The sequence below is a fragment of the Cupriavidus sp. WS genome (assembly GCF_000395345.1).
GTDB lineage: Bacteria > Pseudomonadota > Gammaproteobacteria > Burkholderiales > Burkholderiaceae > Cupriavidus > Cupriavidus basilensis_B.
Genome location: NZ_AQPL01000377.1, coordinates 1 through 15,502, shown reverse-complemented (window position 1 = coordinate 15,502; position 15,502 = coordinate 1). Strand labels below are relative to the sequence as shown.

The window sequence follows — 15,502 nt, the reverse complement described above, 5'->3', positions numbered from 1 at the left end:
CCCCCCCCTTCCACTGGCGGGGGTTGTGGTTGGCCACGGTGCGGGCGTTGCGCCAGTGCCGGTCGAGGTTGTACTGGCGGTCGCAGGAAGACGCGCCGCCCACGTCGAACGCGAGTTCCGCGCTCTTGAGGGCCGCGTCGACGGCGAAATATTGCGCCTGCGCCACGGCGATGGAGGCCTCGGTCAGCGCGGCGTCGCTGAGCCGGTCGGCCCAGGCGGCGTCGATGGCGTCGGCGGCGCGCAGCGTGGCGGCTTCTGCGGCGAAGGCCAGGGCCGCGATCCGGCCGACGGTCTCCTGCACGTAGGGGTCGTCCACCGAGCGCTCGGCCGAGCTGTGCTTGATCGGGCGGGCCTTGTTGCGGGCGAACCAGGTGGCGTCGTTGAGCGCGTTGCGGGCGATGCCGGCTTCGGCGGCGGCCAGGAACAACTGGAACAGCGGGGACACGGGGTTGCGGCGGTCGCGCGCGAAGTGGCTGGGGCGCAGCTCGTCCGGCGCCACGCGCAGGCCGGTGAAGCGGGTGGTGCCGCTGGCGGTGAGGCGCTGGCCGATGGCGTCGAAGTCGTCCACCAGTTCCATGCCGGCGCGTCCGCGCGGCACCGCGAAGTGGGTTTCCTTGCCGTCTTCGTTCAGGGCGATGGAGCTGACCCAGTCGGCGTACAGCGCGCCGGTGCTGTAGTACTTGGTGCCGTCCACCACATAGTGGCCGTCGCGGCGCACGATGGTGGCGCGGATCTCGCCGTGCTTGCCGCCGCGCTCCACGCCGGCGTTGCCCACGATCTGGCCGGCCAGCAGCCGGCCGAACCACAGTTGGCGCTCGGCTTCGTTGTCCTGCCGGGACAGCAGCGCCTCCACGAGGCCGAAGTTGGGGCGCAGGGCCTGGGTGATGTTGGCGTCGACGGCGGCCAGGTCGATCAGGAAGCGGATGGTGTCGCGCATGCTGCCGCCGGGGCCGCCGTAGGCCTTGGGAATGCGGAAGGTCAGCAGGCCCGCGTTGGCGATCTGGCGCGCCAGCGCATACGGCAGCTCGCGCTGCTGCTCGCGCTGCGCGGCCTCGCGGCCGATCTCGGGCAGCAGCGCCTGGGCGCGCCGGAACAGCGTGGCCACGTCGCCGGCCGGGGGCAGGGGCTGGCCCTGCGGGGCCGGGTGGGCGGCGGTGTCGGGCGCGGACGGGAATTCGGTCTGTGTCATGTCGGAGAGAGTTGGGGTGGGGTGCCCGGCGCGTCAGGCGGCGGCCGGGCTGGTGTCGATGCCGGTGTCGATGCCGGTGCCGGTGCCGGCAGCGGCGGCCGGCACGCGGTAGCGCGCGGCGGCATGCTCGCTGCCCAGGCGGGCGTGGCCCGGGCCGTAGAGTTTCTCGCGCAGGGTGCCGGGCTGGTAGGCGGTCTTGTAGACGCCGCGGCGCTGCAGTTCGGGCACCACCAGGTCGACGAAGTCCCGGTGCGAGTCGGGCATGATGGTGTAGCTCAGGTTGAAGCCGTCCACGCCGGTGTCTTCCATCCAGGCCTGCATCGCGTCGGCCACCTGCGCGGGCGAGCCCACCAGCACCGGGCCCTTGCCGCCGATGGCGTTGTGGCGCGCGAGCTCGCCGATGGTCCAGACCCGGTCGGGGTCGGCGATGGTGAAGCCCTCGACGGTGGACTGCATGCCGTCGCTCTGCGCGTAGGTGAACGGCGCGTCGATGTCGCGCCCGGCCAGGTCGACGCCGGTCCAGCGCGAGAACAGCGCGAGCGCGCCTTCGAGGCTGACGTGCTGCTCGATGTCGGCCAGCTTGGCGCGCGCCTCTTCCTCGGTGCGCCCGACGATGACCGTGAGCAGCATGAAGAACAGCACCGAGGCCGGATCGCGGCCCTGCGCGGCCACGCGGCGGCGCGTGTCCCGCACGGTGTCGCGGATCACCTTGCGCGACGGCGCGCTGATGAACACGCACTCGGCGTGCGCGGCGGCGAAGTCCTTGCCGCGGCCCGAGGTGCCGGCCTGGTAGAGCAGCGGCGTGCGCTGCGGCGAGGGCTCGCTGTAGTGCACGCCCTCGATGTGGAAATACTGGCCGTCGTGGCGGATCTCGTGCACGCGCGCCGGGTCGGCGAACACCTGCCGCTCGCGGTCGCGCACGGCGGCGCCGTCTTCCCAGCTGCCTTCCCACAGCTTGTACAGCAGGGCCATGTATTCGTCGGCCACGTCGTAGCGCTCGTCGTGCGCGCGCGCGTCGCCCAGGCCCACCGCGCGGGTGCCGGTGTTGCCGAAGCTGGTGACGATGTTCCATCCCACGCGCCCGCCGGTCAGGTGGTCCAGCGTGGACATGCGCCGCGCGAACTGGTACGGCGGCTCGTAGGTGGTGCTGCTGGTGACGGCGAAGCCCAGGTGCGTGGTGACCTGCGCCAGCGCGGAGACCAGCAGCAGCGGGTCGAGCCGCGGGAACTGCAGCGCGCCGCGGATGGCGGGATCGTGCGAGCCGCCGTAGACGTTGTAGGTGCTGATGCCGTCGGCCCAGAACAGCGCGTCGTAGAAGCCGCGCTCGGCGATGCGGGCCAGCTCGGTCCAGTAGGCGAGGGTGTGGTACTGCAGCGAGGTGTCGCGCGGATGCTTCCACAGGCCCGGCGACAGGTGGCTGGGGGCGAAGGTGACGAAGGCGTTGATGCGGATTTCTTTGCTCACGGTGCGGTGACGTGCGGTGCGGGCGCGGCGGGGCCGGCGGTGGTTGAGGGGGCGGCGGAAGGTGCGGCGGAAGGCGTGGCTGACGGCGCGGTGGATGGCGCGTCCGCGCCGTGGCGGTGGCGGCTGGCCGGGTGGCTGTCCGGCAGGCGCGCCTGGCCCTGGCCGTAGAGCTTCTCGCGCAGTGTGCCCGGCGCGTAGTCGCGCTTGTAGACGCCGCGGCGCTGCAACTCCGGCACCACCAGGTCGACGAAGTCGCGGAAGCTCTCGTGCGCGACCGCGTAGCCGAGGTTGAAGCCGTCCACGCCGGTCTCGTCGACCCACTCCTGCATGCCGTCGGCGATGGTGGCGGGTGCGCCCACCAGCAGGCTGGCGCTGCCGCCGCCGATGGCCACGCGCGCGAGGATCTCGCGGAAGGTCCAGACGCGCTCCGGGTCGGCGCGCGTGTAGTTGTTCACCACCGACTGCATGTGGTTGGAGTCGATGTACTCGATGGGGTCGTCCAGCGCGTAGCGCGACAGGTCGATGCCGGCCCAGCGCGAGAACAGCGCGGCGGCGCCTTCGGGGCAGGCGTATTGCAGGTAGTCCTGGTACTTGGCGCGGGCCAGCTCGTCGGTGGCGGCGGGGATCGCGGTCAGCGACAGGAACACCTTGATGTCGCTGGCATGGCGGCCGGCCTGCACGGCGCGCCGGCGCAGGTCGTCCACCGCGTCCTTGACCACTTTCTTGCTGGGCGCGGAGATGAACACGCATTCGGCGTGCTGCGCCGCGAAGGCCTTGCCGCGCGCGGAGGTGCCGGCCTGGAACAGCAGCGGCGTGCGCTGCGGCGAGGGCTCGCAGATGTGGATGCCCTCGCTGCGGAAGAACTCGCCTTCGTGGCGCACCTGGTGGATGCGCGCCGGGTCGGCGAAGATGCCCTGCGCGCGGTCGCGCAGCACGGCTTCGTCCTCCCAACTGCCTTCCCAGTATTTGTAGACCAGCGACATGTATTCGTCGGCCACGTCGTAGCGGTCGTCATGGGCGCGCGCGGCGTTGCCGTTGAGCGCCCGGGTGCCGCTGTCGCCGAAGCTGGTGACGATGTTCCAGCCCACGCGCCCGCCGGTGACATGGTCCAGCGTGCTCATGCGGCGCGCGAACAGGTAGGGCGGCTCGTAGGTGACGCTGCTGGTGATGCCGAAGCCCAGGTGCCGCGTCACGTGCGCCATCGCCGAGACCAGCAGGATCGGGTCCAGCCGCGGGAACTGCACGGCGCGGCGGATGGCGGTGTCGGCGCTGCCCTTGTACACGTCGTACAGGCTGATGCCGTCGGCGAGGAACACCGCGTCGAACTTGCCGTCCTCGGCGATGCGGGCCAGGTCGGTCCAGTAGGACAGCGTGTTGTAGTCCAGCGAGCGGTCGCGCGGATGGCGCCACAGGCCCATCGACAGATGGGACGGCGCGGCCAGCGCGAAGGCGTTGAGTCGGATGTCTTTGCTCATGGCGCAACGGGACGGGCAAGGCGTGCGGACACGTGGAGAAGCGAGGAAGACGCTCGGGAAAAAGCGCGGACAAAGCGCCGGCACGGCCGTGCATGCGATCGTGCCTGCGCGCGGTGCCGGGAGCCGACAGGGTAATCAATCCGCGGCCGCGGCCGAAGCGCGATTTCCGCATTTGGTTATCCGCGCGCATTTCCATGCATATGAGAAATCGGTCTTTGTCGCGCGTGGCGGGAATTCGCACAATGCCTGTCCATGACTGAGCCGCATGGCCGCCCGACCGGCCATCGGCGCGCCCCTCCTCGCTTGCCGCGCCGCGCTTTGGCGGCGGCGCGCGCTGGATGGCGGCGGCCCGCCAGCCAGCCCGGACGCCAAGCCTGCCGCCCGGCAACCGCATCGAAGAAGACGCCCCTCCATGTCCGCCGTTCTGGAAACCGATCCCGCCCGCGCCGCCGGCCCGTCCGCTGTTCCGTCCGGGGCCTCGCCCGATGCCCCGCCGCGCCAGCCGGATCTGGCGGCGCTGAGCCGGTTGGCGCAGGCGCGCTTCGCGCCGCGCGAACGCGCGCTGCACGAGGCCGCCGCGCTGCCGCTGGAAAACCTGCGCGAGCTGCATGAGGCCGGCTGGCTGCGCCTGACCCTGCCCGCGGCGCTCGGCGGCGGCGACAGCCGCCTGGGCACCGACTCGGCCGCCACCTATCTGCAGGCGATCCGCGCGGTGGCGCGCGTGTCGCCCGGCACGGCGCATTGCCTGCAAGTGCACAACCACGCGGTGTGGACCGTGCTGGAGGCCGGCACGCCGGAGCAGCACGCGCGCTTCCTGGCGCCGCTGCGGCATGCGCTGTCGCTGTTCTCCTTCATCGGCAGCGAGCCGGGCCTGGCGCCGGGCGCGGCGCGCTTCCAGACCACCGCCACGCCGGAGCCGGGCGGGCTGCGCGTGCAGGGCCGCAAGCAATACGCCACCAATGGCGTGGCGCGCGGCTACGGCATCGTCTTCACCTCGCTGGACGGCGCCGACGCCGCCGGCGGCATGGCCGCCAGCCACCAGATGGTGATCGTCGAGCCCGGCATGCCCGGCGTGTCGCAGGACGACCACTGGTACGCGCCCAGCGGCATGCGCGTGGCGGCCAGCCCGCAGATCCGGCTGGAGCAGGTCAGGGTGCCGGCCAGCCACGTGCTGGGCCGGCCCGGCGAATACATCCGCGGGCGCTGGCAGGGCCGCTTCCACCTCGGCTTCACGGCCAACTACCTGGGCATGGGCGAAGGCATCCTGCAGTGGTCGCTGGCCTGGCTGCGGCAGTTCCCGGAGCGGCTGGCCGACCCGTTCGTGCAGGCCCACGTGGGCGAGGTGGTGGCGGCGCTGCGGGCCGCCGCCGCGGCGCTGGACCACGCCATCGCCGCGTGGCGGCAGCCGGACGTGCCGCACGCCGAGCTGGTCTCGATGGCGGCCAAGTCCACCTGCGCGCAGGCCGCCGTGCTGGCGGCCGACACGCTCGGGCGCCTGACCGGCTCCACCGCGCTGTTCGACGAGCATCCGCTGGGCCGGCTGATCCGCGACCTCAAGACCCACATCCTGCACGTGGGCCACGACCGCACGCACCAGACCATCGGCGCGGCCGCGCTGGGCCAGGCGTTCGACTCCACGCGCCAGCGATGAGCGCGCGCAGTCTGGCGTGCGACGTGCTGGTGGCCGGCTATGGCGCGGCCGGCGCGGCGGCGGCCATCGAGGCAGCGGACGCCGGCGCGGCGGTGCTGCTGGTGGAGAAAATGCCGTGGCCGGGCGGCCTGTCGGTGGTGTCCGCGGGCGGCGCGCGCATGGCCTTCGACGCGGACGCGGCGCTGTCCTACCTGCGCCACACCTGCGGCGGCCGCACGCCCGACGACGTGCTGCGCGCGCTGGCCACCGGCATGCGCGAGTTTCCCGCCTGGCTGGCGGCGCTGGCGCGCGACATCGGCGCCGAGCTGGCGGTGCGCCCGGCGCCCGGCAATTATCCGTTCGAGGGCTTCGAGGCGCTCGGCTATGCCGAGGTGCAGGCGCTGCCCGCCGCGCTGGCGTTCCGCGACGCGGTGCCGGAGCGCGTGCGCGGCGTCTCGCCGGCCGGGGCGCGCTTCTTCGGGCTGCTGCAGGCGCACGTGGAGCGCCGCCCGGTGTCGGTGCTGACCGCCACGCGCGTGGCGCGGCTCGCGCGCGACGCCGCCGGCGTGGTGCGCGGCGCCGAACTGGAGGACGCGCACGGCAGCCTGTCGGTGCACGCGCGGCAGGGCGTGATCCTGGCCTGCGGCGGCTTCGAGGCCAACGCGCGCATGCAGAGCGACTGGCTGGAGCCGGCGCGGGTGCTCAACGGCAGCTTCCTCGGCAATACCGGCGACGGCATCCGCATGGCGCAGGAGCTCGGCGCGGATCTGTGGCACATGTGGCATTTCCACGGGCCCTACGGCTTCCGCCATCCGGACCCGGCGTTTCCGTACGGCCTCTACGTCAAGAACTTCCCGATGTGGACGCCGGGGCTGCCGACCGCGCACCTGCCGGTGATGCCGTGGATCCTGGTGGACCAGCGCGGCCGGCGCTTCGCCAACGAATACGAGCCGTATCCGGGCGACACCGGCGTGCGCCATTTCTCCCACCTCGACGGCAACCACGGCGGCAACACGCGCCTGCCCGCGCTGATGGTGCTGGACGCCGACGGCTTCGCCATGTATCCGCTCGGCCGCCTGGTCGCGCACGACGCGCGGCAGGACTTCGCCTGGAGCGCGGACAACCGCCGCGAGCTGGCGCTGGGCATCTTCCGCGAGGCCGGCTCGCTGGCCGAACTGGCGGCGCTGACCGGCGTGCCCGCGCCGGCGCTGGCGGACACCGCGCAGGCGTGGAACGCGGCCTGCGCGGACGGCCATGACGCGGCGTTCGGCCGCCCGCCCGCCACCATGCGGCCGCTGGCGCGCGCGCCGTTCTACGCCGCGCCGGTGTGGCCGCTGGTGATCAACACCCAGGGCGGCCCCGTGCACGACGCCAGCCAGCGCGTGCTGGACGTGCGCGGGCGCGCCATCGAGGGCCTGTACGCGGCCGGCGAGCTGGGCAGCGCGTTCGGCCATCTGTACATGGCCGGCGGCAACCTGGCCGAGTGCCTGGTGGGCGGGCGCATCGCCGCGCGGCACGCGGTGTCGCGCGCGCCGGTGCGCGCCGCGGCGTGAACCCGTCATCCATCCGAGACCATCCGTCCGAGACCATCCAACCGAGAGAGAGGGACCTGCTTCATGAAGGCTGTTTTGCGAATGACCTGTGCGGCCGCCGCCTGCCTGGCGCTGTCGGCCGGCGCGGCCCATGCCGTGGGCGGCAAGCCCGCCGTCGACCGGCAGACGCTGGTGGTGGCGCTGGCGTCCGGCCCCGGCAACCTGGACCCGCAGGTGGCGCCCAGCGTGGATTCGGCCAAGTACGCCTGGAACGTGTTCGACACGCCTTACGGCTTCGACGTGAAGGGCAACCTGGAGCCGCGCCTGGCCACCGCGTACAAGATCAGCGAGGACGGCCTGGTGTTTACCTTCACCATCCGCAAGGGCGTCAGGTTCCACAACGGCGACAGCCTGAGCGCGCGCGACGTGAAGTATTCGCTGGAGCGCATCCTCGACCCGGCCACCAAGAGCACGCGCCGGCCGTTCTTCGTCAACGCGGTGGAGAGCGTGCAGGCGCCCGACGACAGCACCGTGGTGATCCGCCTGCGCCGCAAGGACGGCGCGTTCCTCAACAAGGTGGCCGGCTACCTGTACGTGGTGCCCGAGGCCTATACGCGCGGCCTGGGCTTGCCCGAGGCGTTCGCGCGGCAGCCGGTGGGCACCGGCCCGTACCGCGTGGTGTCGTACCAGATCGGCCAGTCGCTGGAGCTGCAGCGCTTCGCGCAGTTCTGGGGCGAAGCGCCCCGGGTTAACCGCATCGTCTACCGCTTCGTGCCCGAGGCCAGCAGCCGCGTCAACGCGCTGCTGGCCGGCGAGGTCGACCTGGCCACCGACATCGCGCCCACCGAGGTGGAGCGCCTGCAGGCCAGCCCGGGCCTGCGCAGCCTGTCGGTGCCCGGCGGCAGCCCGGTGTTCGTGCGCGTGTACGCCAACGACCCGAAGACGCCGCTGTCGAAGCCGCAGGTGCGGCTCGCGCTGAACTACGCGATCGACAAGGACGCGCTGATCAAGAACGTGTTCCGCGGGCGCGCCGCGCCGCTGCGCTCGCACATCCCGGACAGCTACCCGACCGATCCCAACAAGGGCCTGAAGCCGTTCGCCTACGATCCGTCGCTGGCCCGCAGGCTGCTGGCCGAGGCGGGTTATCCGCAGGGCTTCGCCACCAGCCTGATGTGCACCACGCCGACCTTCGAGCGCGCCTTCTGCGAGGCCATCGCCGCCTACTGGGCGCAGGTGGGCGTGAAGGCGCAGATCCGGCTGATCGAGTCCACCGCCTCCAACCGCCTGAACAACACGCACCAGAGCGGCCCGCTGTTCCTGTCGCACTTCGGCAATGCCATCTACGACCCGATCCACGTGGTGGGCGGCTCCATCGCCAGGGACGGCACCTGGGCCGATTACGACAATCCCGCCGTGCAGGCGCTGATCGACGAGGTGGAGGGCGTCAACGACCCGGCGCGCCGCACCGAGATCTTCAGCCGCCTGCTCAAGCTCGCGCGCGACGACGGCCAGGCCGTGCTGATCGCCGAGTCGCAACTGAACTACGTGGCCGACGCCGCGCTGCAGTGGTCGCCGCAGATCGCCGGCTGGAGCCTGAACTTCCGCCAGGTGACCTGGAAATGAGATTCGCCATGACCTACGAGACCCGCACCATCCCCGCCCGCAACCCGCATCGCCGCAAGGCCGCGCTCTCCGCCGCGGCCGCGGCGCTGGCCTGGGGCTGCGCCACGCCGGCGGCGGCCATCAACGGCAAGCCCGCCGTCGACCGGCAGACCGTGGTGGTGGCCATCACGGCGCTGCCGGCCAACCTCGATCCGCTGATTCCGCCCAGCATCGAATCGGCCAAGTACGCGTGGAACGCCTTCGATTCGCTGTACGGCTTCGACCGCCAGGGCAACCTGGAGCCGCGCCTGGCCACCGGCTACGAGATCAGCGCCGACGGCCTGGTCTGGACCTTCCGCCTGCGCGCGGGCGTGAAGTTCCACAACGGCGACGCGTTTTCCGCCGACGACGTGAAGTTCTCGATGGACCGCGTGCTGCAGCCCGAGACCAGGAGCACGCGCCGGCCGTTCTTCGCGCCGGTGGTGGAGTCCACCACGGTCAAGGACGCGCACACCGTGGTATTCCGGCTCAAGAAGAAGGACGGCGCCTTTCTCAACAAGCTGGCCGGCTACCTCTACGTGGTGCCGCGCAAGTACGTGCAGGGGCTGCCGAATGCCGAGGCCTTCGGCCAGGCGCCGGTGGGCACCGGGCCGTGGAAGATCGTGCAGAACCAGGTCGGGCGCGAGCTGGTGTTCGAGCGCTTCGACGGCTTCTGGGGCAAACCGCCCGGCGCCGCGCGGCTGGTCTACAAGGTCATCCCCGAGCCCAGCAGCCGCGCCAGCGCGCTGCTGGCCGGCGAGATCGACCTGGCCACCGAGGTGGCGCCGACCGACCTGGAGCGGCTGGCGGCCAACAAGGGCCTGGCCGCCGAGGTGGTGGACGGCGGCAGCCCGCTGCACATCCGCATCTACGCCAGCGATCCGGCTTCGCCGCTGGCCCGGCGCGAAGTGCGGCTGGCGCTCAACTACGCGGTCGACAAGAAGGCGCTGATCGCCAGCGTGCTGCGCGGGCAGGCGGCCGAGCTCAACGCGCTGATTCCCTCCAGCTACCCGTATGGCAGCAACCCGGCGCTCAAGCCGTTCGCGTTCGATGCCGCCCGCGCGCGCCAGTTGCTGGCCCAGGCCGGCTACGCCAAGGGCTTCGACACCAGCCTGACCTGCCCGAGCAACCAGCCGCGCGCGGTCTGCGAGACGCTGGCCGCGTACTGGGGCCAGGTGGGCGTGCGCACGCAGATCAAGGTGATCGACTCGATCGCCTACAACCGGCTCAACAACACGCACCAGAGCGGGCCGCTGGTGGTGATGGGCTTCGGCAACGCCATCTACGACCCGATCCACGTGATCGGCGGCGCGGCCACCAGGGACGGCACATGGTCGGACTACACCAACCCGGAGGTGGAAAAGCTGGTGGCGCAGGTGGACGGCGAGGCCGACCGCGCGCGCCGCGAGGCGATCTTCCGGCAGGTGCTGCAGATCACGCGCGACGACGGCCAGGCGGTGCTGCTGGCCGAGCCCAAGGTGCTCTACGTGCAGGACCCCCAGCTCGGCTGGAAGCCGCAGGTGGCGGGCTGGAGCCTGAACTTCCGCGAGGTGGCCTGGAAGTAGGCCGGGAGCTGCCATGCTGAACTATCTTCTCCGGCGCATCGGCCAGTCCGCGCTGACGGTCTTCCTGGTGATCGCCGTGATCTTCACGGTGGTGCGCGCCATCGGCGACCCCACCCACCTGATGCTGCCGCCGGAAGCCACCGAGGCCGACCGCCAGGTGCTGCGCGAGCAGATGGGGCTGGACCGCCCGCTGCCGGTGCAGTTCGCCGCCTTCGTGGCGGACCTGGCGCACGGCGACTTCGGCACCTCCTACCGCTTCTCGCGCCCGGCGCTGGGCGTGGTGGCGCAGGCGCTGCTGCCCACGCTGCTGCTGGCGGTGGCGGCGCTGGCCGTGGCGGTGCTGATCGGCCTGCCGCTGGGCGTGGCCTCGGCGCTGTGGCCGGACGGCGTGGCGGACCAGTGCGCGCGGGTCTTCACCGTGCTCGGGCAGGCGGCGCCGCCGTTCTTCTTCAGCCTGGTGTTCGTCAAGGTGTTCTCGCTGCAGTTCGGCTGGTTTCCCACCGGCGGCTACGGCACCGTCTCGCACCTGATCCTGCCCATGTTCGCGCTGGGCTGGTACGCGGCGGCCGGCGTGGCGCGGCTGACGCTGTCGAGCATGACCACGGTGCTGCATTCGGAGTACGTCAAGTTCGCCCGCATCAAGGGCGTGCCGGAGCACGTGATCGTGCTGCGCCACGCGCTGCGCAACGCCATCCTGCCGGTGATCACCTTCGTTTCGCTGCAGTTCGGCGTGCTGCTGGGCGGCGCGGTCTCGGTGGAAGTGGTGTTCGCCTGGCCCGGCGTGGGGCAACTGCTGCTCGATTCCATCAACAATCTCGACTACACGGTCGTGCAGGCCGCCGTGACGGTGGCCGCGCTGGTGTTCGCCGCGGTCAACCTCGCGGTGGACCTGCTCTATGCCGTGATCGATCCCCGCATCCGCTATGCCTGACCTTGTCCGCGCCCATCCCGCCATCCGTCCCGCCATCCGCGAAATACCGGCCGAACCCGTGCTGGCCGGCCCGGCGCCGGCGCGCTCCAGCCGGCGGCTGGCGCGCGCGCAGCGCCGGGCCGCGCTGGCCATCGTGCTGGCGGTGTGCGCCTGCGCCGTGCTGGCGCAGTGGCTGTCGCCGTTCGACCCGGTCGCCATCTCGCTGTCCGACACCTTCCAGGCGCCGTCGGCGGCGCACTGGATGGGCACCGACCAGCTTGGCCGCGACATTCTCTCGCGCGTGATCCACGGCGCGCGCGTGTCGCTGGCCATCGCGCTGACCGTGGTCACGCTGGCGGGCGTGCTCGGCACGCTGCTGGGCGTGGTGGCCGGCTATGTAGGCGGCGCGGCCGACGCCGCCATCATGCGCCTGACCGACATGCAGCTGGCGTTTCCGGCGGTGATCCTGGCGCTGGTGCTGGCCGGCGTGATCGGCGTGGACATGGGCAACCTGGTGGCGGTGCTGACGCTGGCCAACTGGGCGCGCTTCGCCCGCATCACGCGCGGCGAGGTGCTGTCGCTGAAGTCGCGCGAGTACGTGCTGCTGGCGCGGCTGGCCGGCGCCGGCCCGGCGTGGGTGATGCTGCGCCACATCGTGCCGGGCATCGCCGGCATCTTCGTGGTGCTGGCCACGCTGGACCTGGGCAGCGTGATCATCCTGGAAGCCACCATGAGCTTCCTGGGGCTGGGCGTGCAGCCGCCGGCGGCGTCCTGGGGCTCGATGATCGCCGAAGGCCGCGGCCAGCTCAGCACCGCGTGGTGGGTCTGCGTGATGCCGGGGGCGGTGCTGATCGCCACCGTGCTGGCCGTCAATCTGCTCGGCGACGCGCTGCGCGAGAGACTCAACCCCGTGATTCCCGAGACCTGGTGAGCGAGACCCGCATGGACATCCTGCTGGAAGCGCGTGGCCTGACCACGCAACTGATTACCCGCAACGGCACCATCACCGCGGTCGACCAGGTCAGCCTGGCGGTGCGCAAGGGCCGGGTGCTGGCGCTGGTGGGCGAGTCCGGCTCGGGCAAGAGCATGACCTGCGCCTCCATGCTCGGCCTGCTGCCGGCCAACGGCAGGGCGGTGGCCGGCGAGGTGCTGTTCCGCGGCCGCGACCTGCTGCGCCTGCCGGCGCGCGAGCTGCGCAAGGTGCGCGGCCGCCAGATCGGCATGGTGCTGCAGGACGCCATGACCTCGCTCAACCCGCTGCTGACCATCGGCGAGCAGGTCGGCGAAGTGTTCCGCTGGCACCACGGCGTGACCGACCGCAAGGAACTGCGCCGCCTGAGCATCGAGGCGCTGGAGGCGGTGCGGATTCCGGCCGCCGCGCAGCGGCTGGACAGCTATCCGTTCCAGTTCAGCGGCGGCATGCGCCAGCGCGTGTCCATCGCCATCAACATCGCCTGCTCGCCGGACCTGCTGATCTGCGACGAGCCCACCACGGCGCTGGACGTGACCGTGCAGATGCAGATCCTGGGCCTGCTCAAGGATCTGCAGGCCACGCGCGGCATGACCATCGTGTTCATCACGCACGACCTGCAACTGGCCGCGCAGTTCTGCGACGACGTGGCCATCATGTACGCGGGCCGCATCGTGGAGCAGGGCCCGATCGCCGACGTGTTCGCGCATCCCGTGCATCCGTACACCGAGGGCCTGCTGCGCGCCATGCCGTCGCTGGCCGGCGGCGACGCGCCGCTGCGGACCATCCCCGGCACGCCGCCGCTGCCGCGCGACTGGGCCGCCGGCTGCCGCTTCGCGCCGCGCTGCCCCGAAGCCGCCGCGCGCTGCCACGCCGCCTACCCGAACTGGTTCGAGTGGGACCATGGCGATGGTGGCGATGGTGGCCTGCGCCGCGTGGCCTGCTGGCACGCCGTGCGGCGCGCCGAGGTGGCGTATGCGTCCGGCGCGCCCGATGCGCACGATGCGGTGGCGCAGCCCGTTCCCAACCCGCCCGCCGCGCAGGAGGCCGCATGAGCACCGCCGCCGCATTCCTGCGCGCGGAGGACCTGCGCAAGCAGTACCAGGTGCGCCGCGGCCTGTTCGGCAAGGGCAAGACCCTGCATGCCGTGGCCGGCGTGGATTTCGCGGTGCCGGCCGGCACCACCTTCGGGCTGGTGGGCGAGTCCGGCTCGGGCAAGAGCACGCTGGCGCGCCTGCTGCTGGCGGCCGAGCCGACCAGCGGCGGGCGCGTGTACGTGGACGGCGCGCCGCTGGCCACGCGCACGGCGCGCCAGCGCAAGGCTTTCCACCGGCTGGTGCAGCCCGTGCTGCAGGACCCCTATGCCTCGCTGAACCCGCTGATGCGGATCGGCGACATCGTGTCCGAGCCGATGCGCATCCACGGCCTGGCGAAGGGGCCCGCGCTGGCGGCGCGCGTGGACGCGCTGCTGCAGTCGGTCGGCCTGGCGCCGGCGCTGGCGCGGCGCTTTCCCAACGAGCTCAGCGGCGGCCAGCGCCAGCGCGTGGCGATCGCGCGCGCGCTGGGCCTGGCGCCGCGCGCGCTGGTGCTGGACGAGCCGGTGTCGGCGCTCGACGTCTCCATCCAGGCGCAGATCCTCAACCTGCTCAAGGACCTCCAGCGGCAGCAGGGGCTGACCTACGTGCTGATCTCGCACGACCTCGCCGTGGTGGCCTGCATGAGCAGCCAGATCGGCGTGCTCTATCTGGGCGAGTTCGTGGAGCTGGGCAGCCGCGACGACATCCTGCTGCGTCCGCGGCATCCCTATACGCGCGCGCTGATGGCGTCCAGCGAGAGCCGCGTGGACAGCGTCGCGCAAGCTGGCGCGGCGGTGGCGGAGATCCCCTCGCCGATCGCGCTGCCGCGGGGCTGCCGCTACCAGTCGCGCTGCCCGCACGCCGCGCCGCGCTGCCGCGAGCAGCAGCCGGCGCTGCGCGCGGCCGGCGCCACGCACCGCGTGGCCTGCCATTTCGATCTCTGACGCGCGCGCCCGCCGGCGCTGATAAGGAAATGCGAAACAAGCAGTTGGAGGCCGCGGTGGCGCGTTCCTATACTTGGCACTCGCCGGCGCCGAGTGCTGACTGGCAGCACTGACAGCAGCGCGCGCCGCCCCGGCCCGAATCCATTTTCCTCTCCAGGAGCCAGCATGAGCCTTCGTCCCCTGCATGACCGCGTCCTCGTCAAGCGGTCCGACAACGAAACCCGCACCGCGTCCGGCATCGTGATCCCCGACAGCGCCGCCGAGAAGCCCGACCAGGGAGAAGTGATCGCGGTCGGCCCGGGCCGGCGCAACGACGCCGGCGAGCGCATCGCGCCCGACCTGCGCGTGGGCGACCGCGTGCTGTTCGGCAAGTACGCCGGGCAGGGCGTCAAGGTGGACGGCGAGGAGGTGCTGGTGCTGCGCGAGGAAGACATCGTCGCCGTGGTCGAGCGCTGAAAGCGCGGCCGCACCGCAACCCGACCGACAGACAACGACACAGGAACAACAGCAATGGCAGCGAAAGACGTAGTGTTCAGCGACGTGGCGCGCGCGAAGGTGGTGGAGGGCGTCAACATCCTCGCCGACGCGGTCAAGGTCACGCTCGGCCCCAAGGGCCGCAACGTGGTGCTGGAGCGCAGCTTCGGCAGCCCCACGGTGACCAAGGACGGCGTGTCCGTGGCCAAGGAGATCGAGCTGCAGGACAAGCTGCAGAACGTGGGCGCGCAACTGGTCAAGGAAGTGGCCTCGCGCACCAGCGACAACGCCGGCGACGGCACCACCACCGCCACCGTGCTGGCGCAGGCCATCGTGCGCGAAGGCGTCAAGTACGTGGCGGCGGGCCTGAACCCGCAGGACCTCAAGCGCGGCATCGACAAGGCGGTGGCGGTGGCCATCGAGGAGCTGCGCCGCATCAGCAAGCCGACCACCACCAGCCGCGAGATCGCGCAGGTGGGCACCATCTCGGCCAACGGCGAGAGCGCCATCGGCGAGCGCATCGCCGAGGCCATCGACCGCGTGGGCAAGGAAGGCGTGATCACCGTGGAAGACGGCAAGTCGCTCGGCGACGAGCTCGAAGTGGTGGAGGGCATGCAGTTCGACCGCGGCTA

Annotated in this window: 13 protein-coding genes; 10 read left to right on the top strand and 3 right to left on the bottom strand. The window is 71.9% G+C overall.

From position 1 onward, the window contains the following. The 3 genes from K206_RS0127305 to K206_RS39450 form a co-directional block, all read right to left on the bottom strand. Nucleotides 1–1,189 (bottom strand): acyl-CoA dehydrogenase family protein (locus K206_RS0127305; protein WP_020205553.1); only part of this gene is annotated, 1,189 nt, incomplete at its 3' end. A gap of 33 nt (nucleotides 1,190–1,222) precedes the next feature. Beyond that, entirely contained in the window at nucleotides 1,223–2,653 is a 1,431-nt protein-coding gene (locus K206_RS0127300; RefSeq protein ID WP_020205552.1) for an LLM class flavin-dependent oxidoreductase, read from the bottom strand. Further along, a complete protein-coding gene (locus tag K206_RS39450) occupies nucleotides 2,650–4,128 on the bottom strand; it encodes an LLM class flavin-dependent oxidoreductase (protein WP_020205551.1) in 1,479 nt (492 codons plus the stop codon). The genes K206_RS0127300 and K206_RS39450 overlap by 4 nt, the downstream gene beginning before the upstream one ends. A gap of 412 nt (nucleotides 4,129–4,540) precedes the next feature. Between K206_RS39450 and K206_RS0127290 the strand changes: the two genes are divergently transcribed. The 10 genes from K206_RS0127290 to K206_RS0127245 form a co-directional block, all read left to right on the top strand. After that, a complete protein-coding gene (locus K206_RS0127290; protein WP_020205550.1) occupies nucleotides 4,541–5,779 on the top strand; it encodes an acyl-CoA dehydrogenase family protein in 1,239 nt (412 codons plus the stop codon). Continuing rightward, entirely contained in the window at nucleotides 5,776–7,311 is a 1,536-nt protein-coding gene (locus K206_RS0127285; RefSeq protein WP_020205549.1) for an FAD-dependent oxidoreductase, read from the top strand. The genes K206_RS0127290 and K206_RS0127285 overlap by 4 nt, the downstream gene beginning before the upstream one ends. An 81-nt stretch (nucleotides 7,312–7,392) precedes the next feature. Then, nucleotides 7,393–8,913 carry an ABC transporter substrate-binding protein gene (locus K206_RS0127280; RefSeq protein ID WP_020205548.1) on the top strand — a complete coding sequence of 507 codons (1,521 nt, stop codon included), beginning with the start codon at nucleotides 7,393–7,395 and terminating at the stop codon, nucleotides 8,911–8,913. Beyond that, nucleotides 8,910–10,496, top strand: coding sequence for an ABC transporter substrate-binding protein (locus K206_RS0127275; RefSeq protein ID WP_231401694.1), 1,587 nt, complete (start codon nucleotides 8,910–8,912; stop codon nucleotides 10,494–10,496). Before K206_RS0127280 ends, K206_RS0127275 begins: the two co-directional genes overlap by 4 nt. A 13-nt stretch (nucleotides 10,497–10,509) precedes the next feature. Continuing rightward, nucleotides 10,510–11,427: an ABC transporter permease gene (locus tag K206_RS0127270; RefSeq protein WP_020205546.1), complete on the top strand. Its 918-nt coding sequence runs from the start codon at nucleotides 10,510–10,512 to the stop codon at nucleotides 11,425–11,427. Beyond that, on the top strand, nucleotides 11,420–12,337 hold the full coding sequence (locus K206_RS0127265; RefSeq protein WP_020205545.1) for an ABC transporter permease: 918 nt from the start codon (nucleotides 11,420–11,422) through the stop codon (nucleotides 12,335–12,337). Before K206_RS0127270 ends, K206_RS0127265 begins: the two co-directional genes overlap by 8 nt. Continuing rightward, nucleotides 12,334–13,431 carry an ABC transporter ATP-binding protein gene (locus K206_RS0127260; RefSeq protein ID WP_020205544.1) on the top strand — a complete coding sequence of 366 codons (1,098 nt, stop codon included), beginning with the start codon at nucleotides 12,334–12,336 and terminating at the stop codon, nucleotides 13,429–13,431. The genes K206_RS0127265 and K206_RS0127260 overlap by 4 nt, the downstream gene beginning before the upstream one ends. Next, nucleotides 13,428–14,396 carry an ABC transporter ATP-binding protein gene (locus K206_RS0127255; protein WP_020205543.1) on the top strand — a complete coding sequence of 323 codons (969 nt, stop codon included), beginning with the start codon at nucleotides 13,428–13,430 and terminating at the stop codon, nucleotides 14,394–14,396. The genes K206_RS0127260 and K206_RS0127255 overlap by 4 nt, the downstream gene beginning before the upstream one ends. Before the next feature lie 165 nt (nucleotides 14,397–14,561). Further along, nucleotides 14,562–14,852, top strand: coding sequence for a co-chaperone GroES (groES, locus tag K206_RS0127250; protein ID WP_020205542.1), 291 nt, complete (start codon nucleotides 14,562–14,564; stop codon nucleotides 14,850–14,852). A 54-nt stretch (nucleotides 14,853–14,906) separates the two neighbouring features. Beyond that, the coding region (locus K206_RS0127245) for a TCP-1/cpn60 chaperonin family protein (protein ID WP_043367151.1) at nucleotides 14,907–15,502 on the top strand (596 nt) is incomplete at its 3' end.

What these genes read in the sequence shown, in the direction of transcription:
- K206_RS0127265 (WP_020205545.1), top strand. Translation starts at nt 11,420, where the DNA reads ATGCCTGACCTTGTCCGCGCCCATCCCGCCATCCGTCCCGCCATCCGC.
- K206_RS0127290 (WP_020205550.1), top strand. Translation starts at nt 4,541, where the DNA reads ATGTCCGCCGTTCTGGAAACCGATCCCGCCCGCGCCGCCGGCCCGTCC.
- groES (WP_020205542.1), top strand. Translation starts at nt 14,562, where the DNA reads ATGAGCCTTCGTCCCCTGCATGACCGCGTCCTCGTCAAGCGGTCCGAC.
- K206_RS0127255 (WP_020205543.1), top strand. Translation starts at nt 13,428, where the DNA reads ATGAGCACCGCCGCCGCATTCCTGCGCGCGGAGGACCTGCGCAAGCAG.
- K206_RS39450 (WP_020205551.1), bottom strand. Translation starts at nt 4,128, where the DNA reads ATGAGCAAAGACATCCGACTCAACGCCTTCGCGCTGGCCGCGCCGTCC.
- K206_RS0127275 (WP_231401694.1), top strand. Translation starts at nt 8,910, where the DNA reads ATGAGATTCGCCATGACCTACGAGACCCGCACCATCCCCGCCCGCAAC.
- K206_RS0127270 (WP_020205546.1), top strand. Translation starts at nt 10,510, where the DNA reads ATGCTGAACTATCTTCTCCGGCGCATCGGCCAGTCCGCGCTGACGGTC.
- K206_RS0127285 (WP_020205549.1), top strand. Translation starts at nt 5,776, where the DNA reads ATGAGCGCGCGCAGTCTGGCGTGCGACGTGCTGGTGGCCGGCTATGGC.
- K206_RS0127280 (WP_020205548.1), top strand. Translation starts at nt 7,393, where the DNA reads ATGACCTGTGCGGCCGCCGCCTGCCTGGCGCTGTCGGCCGGCGCGGCC.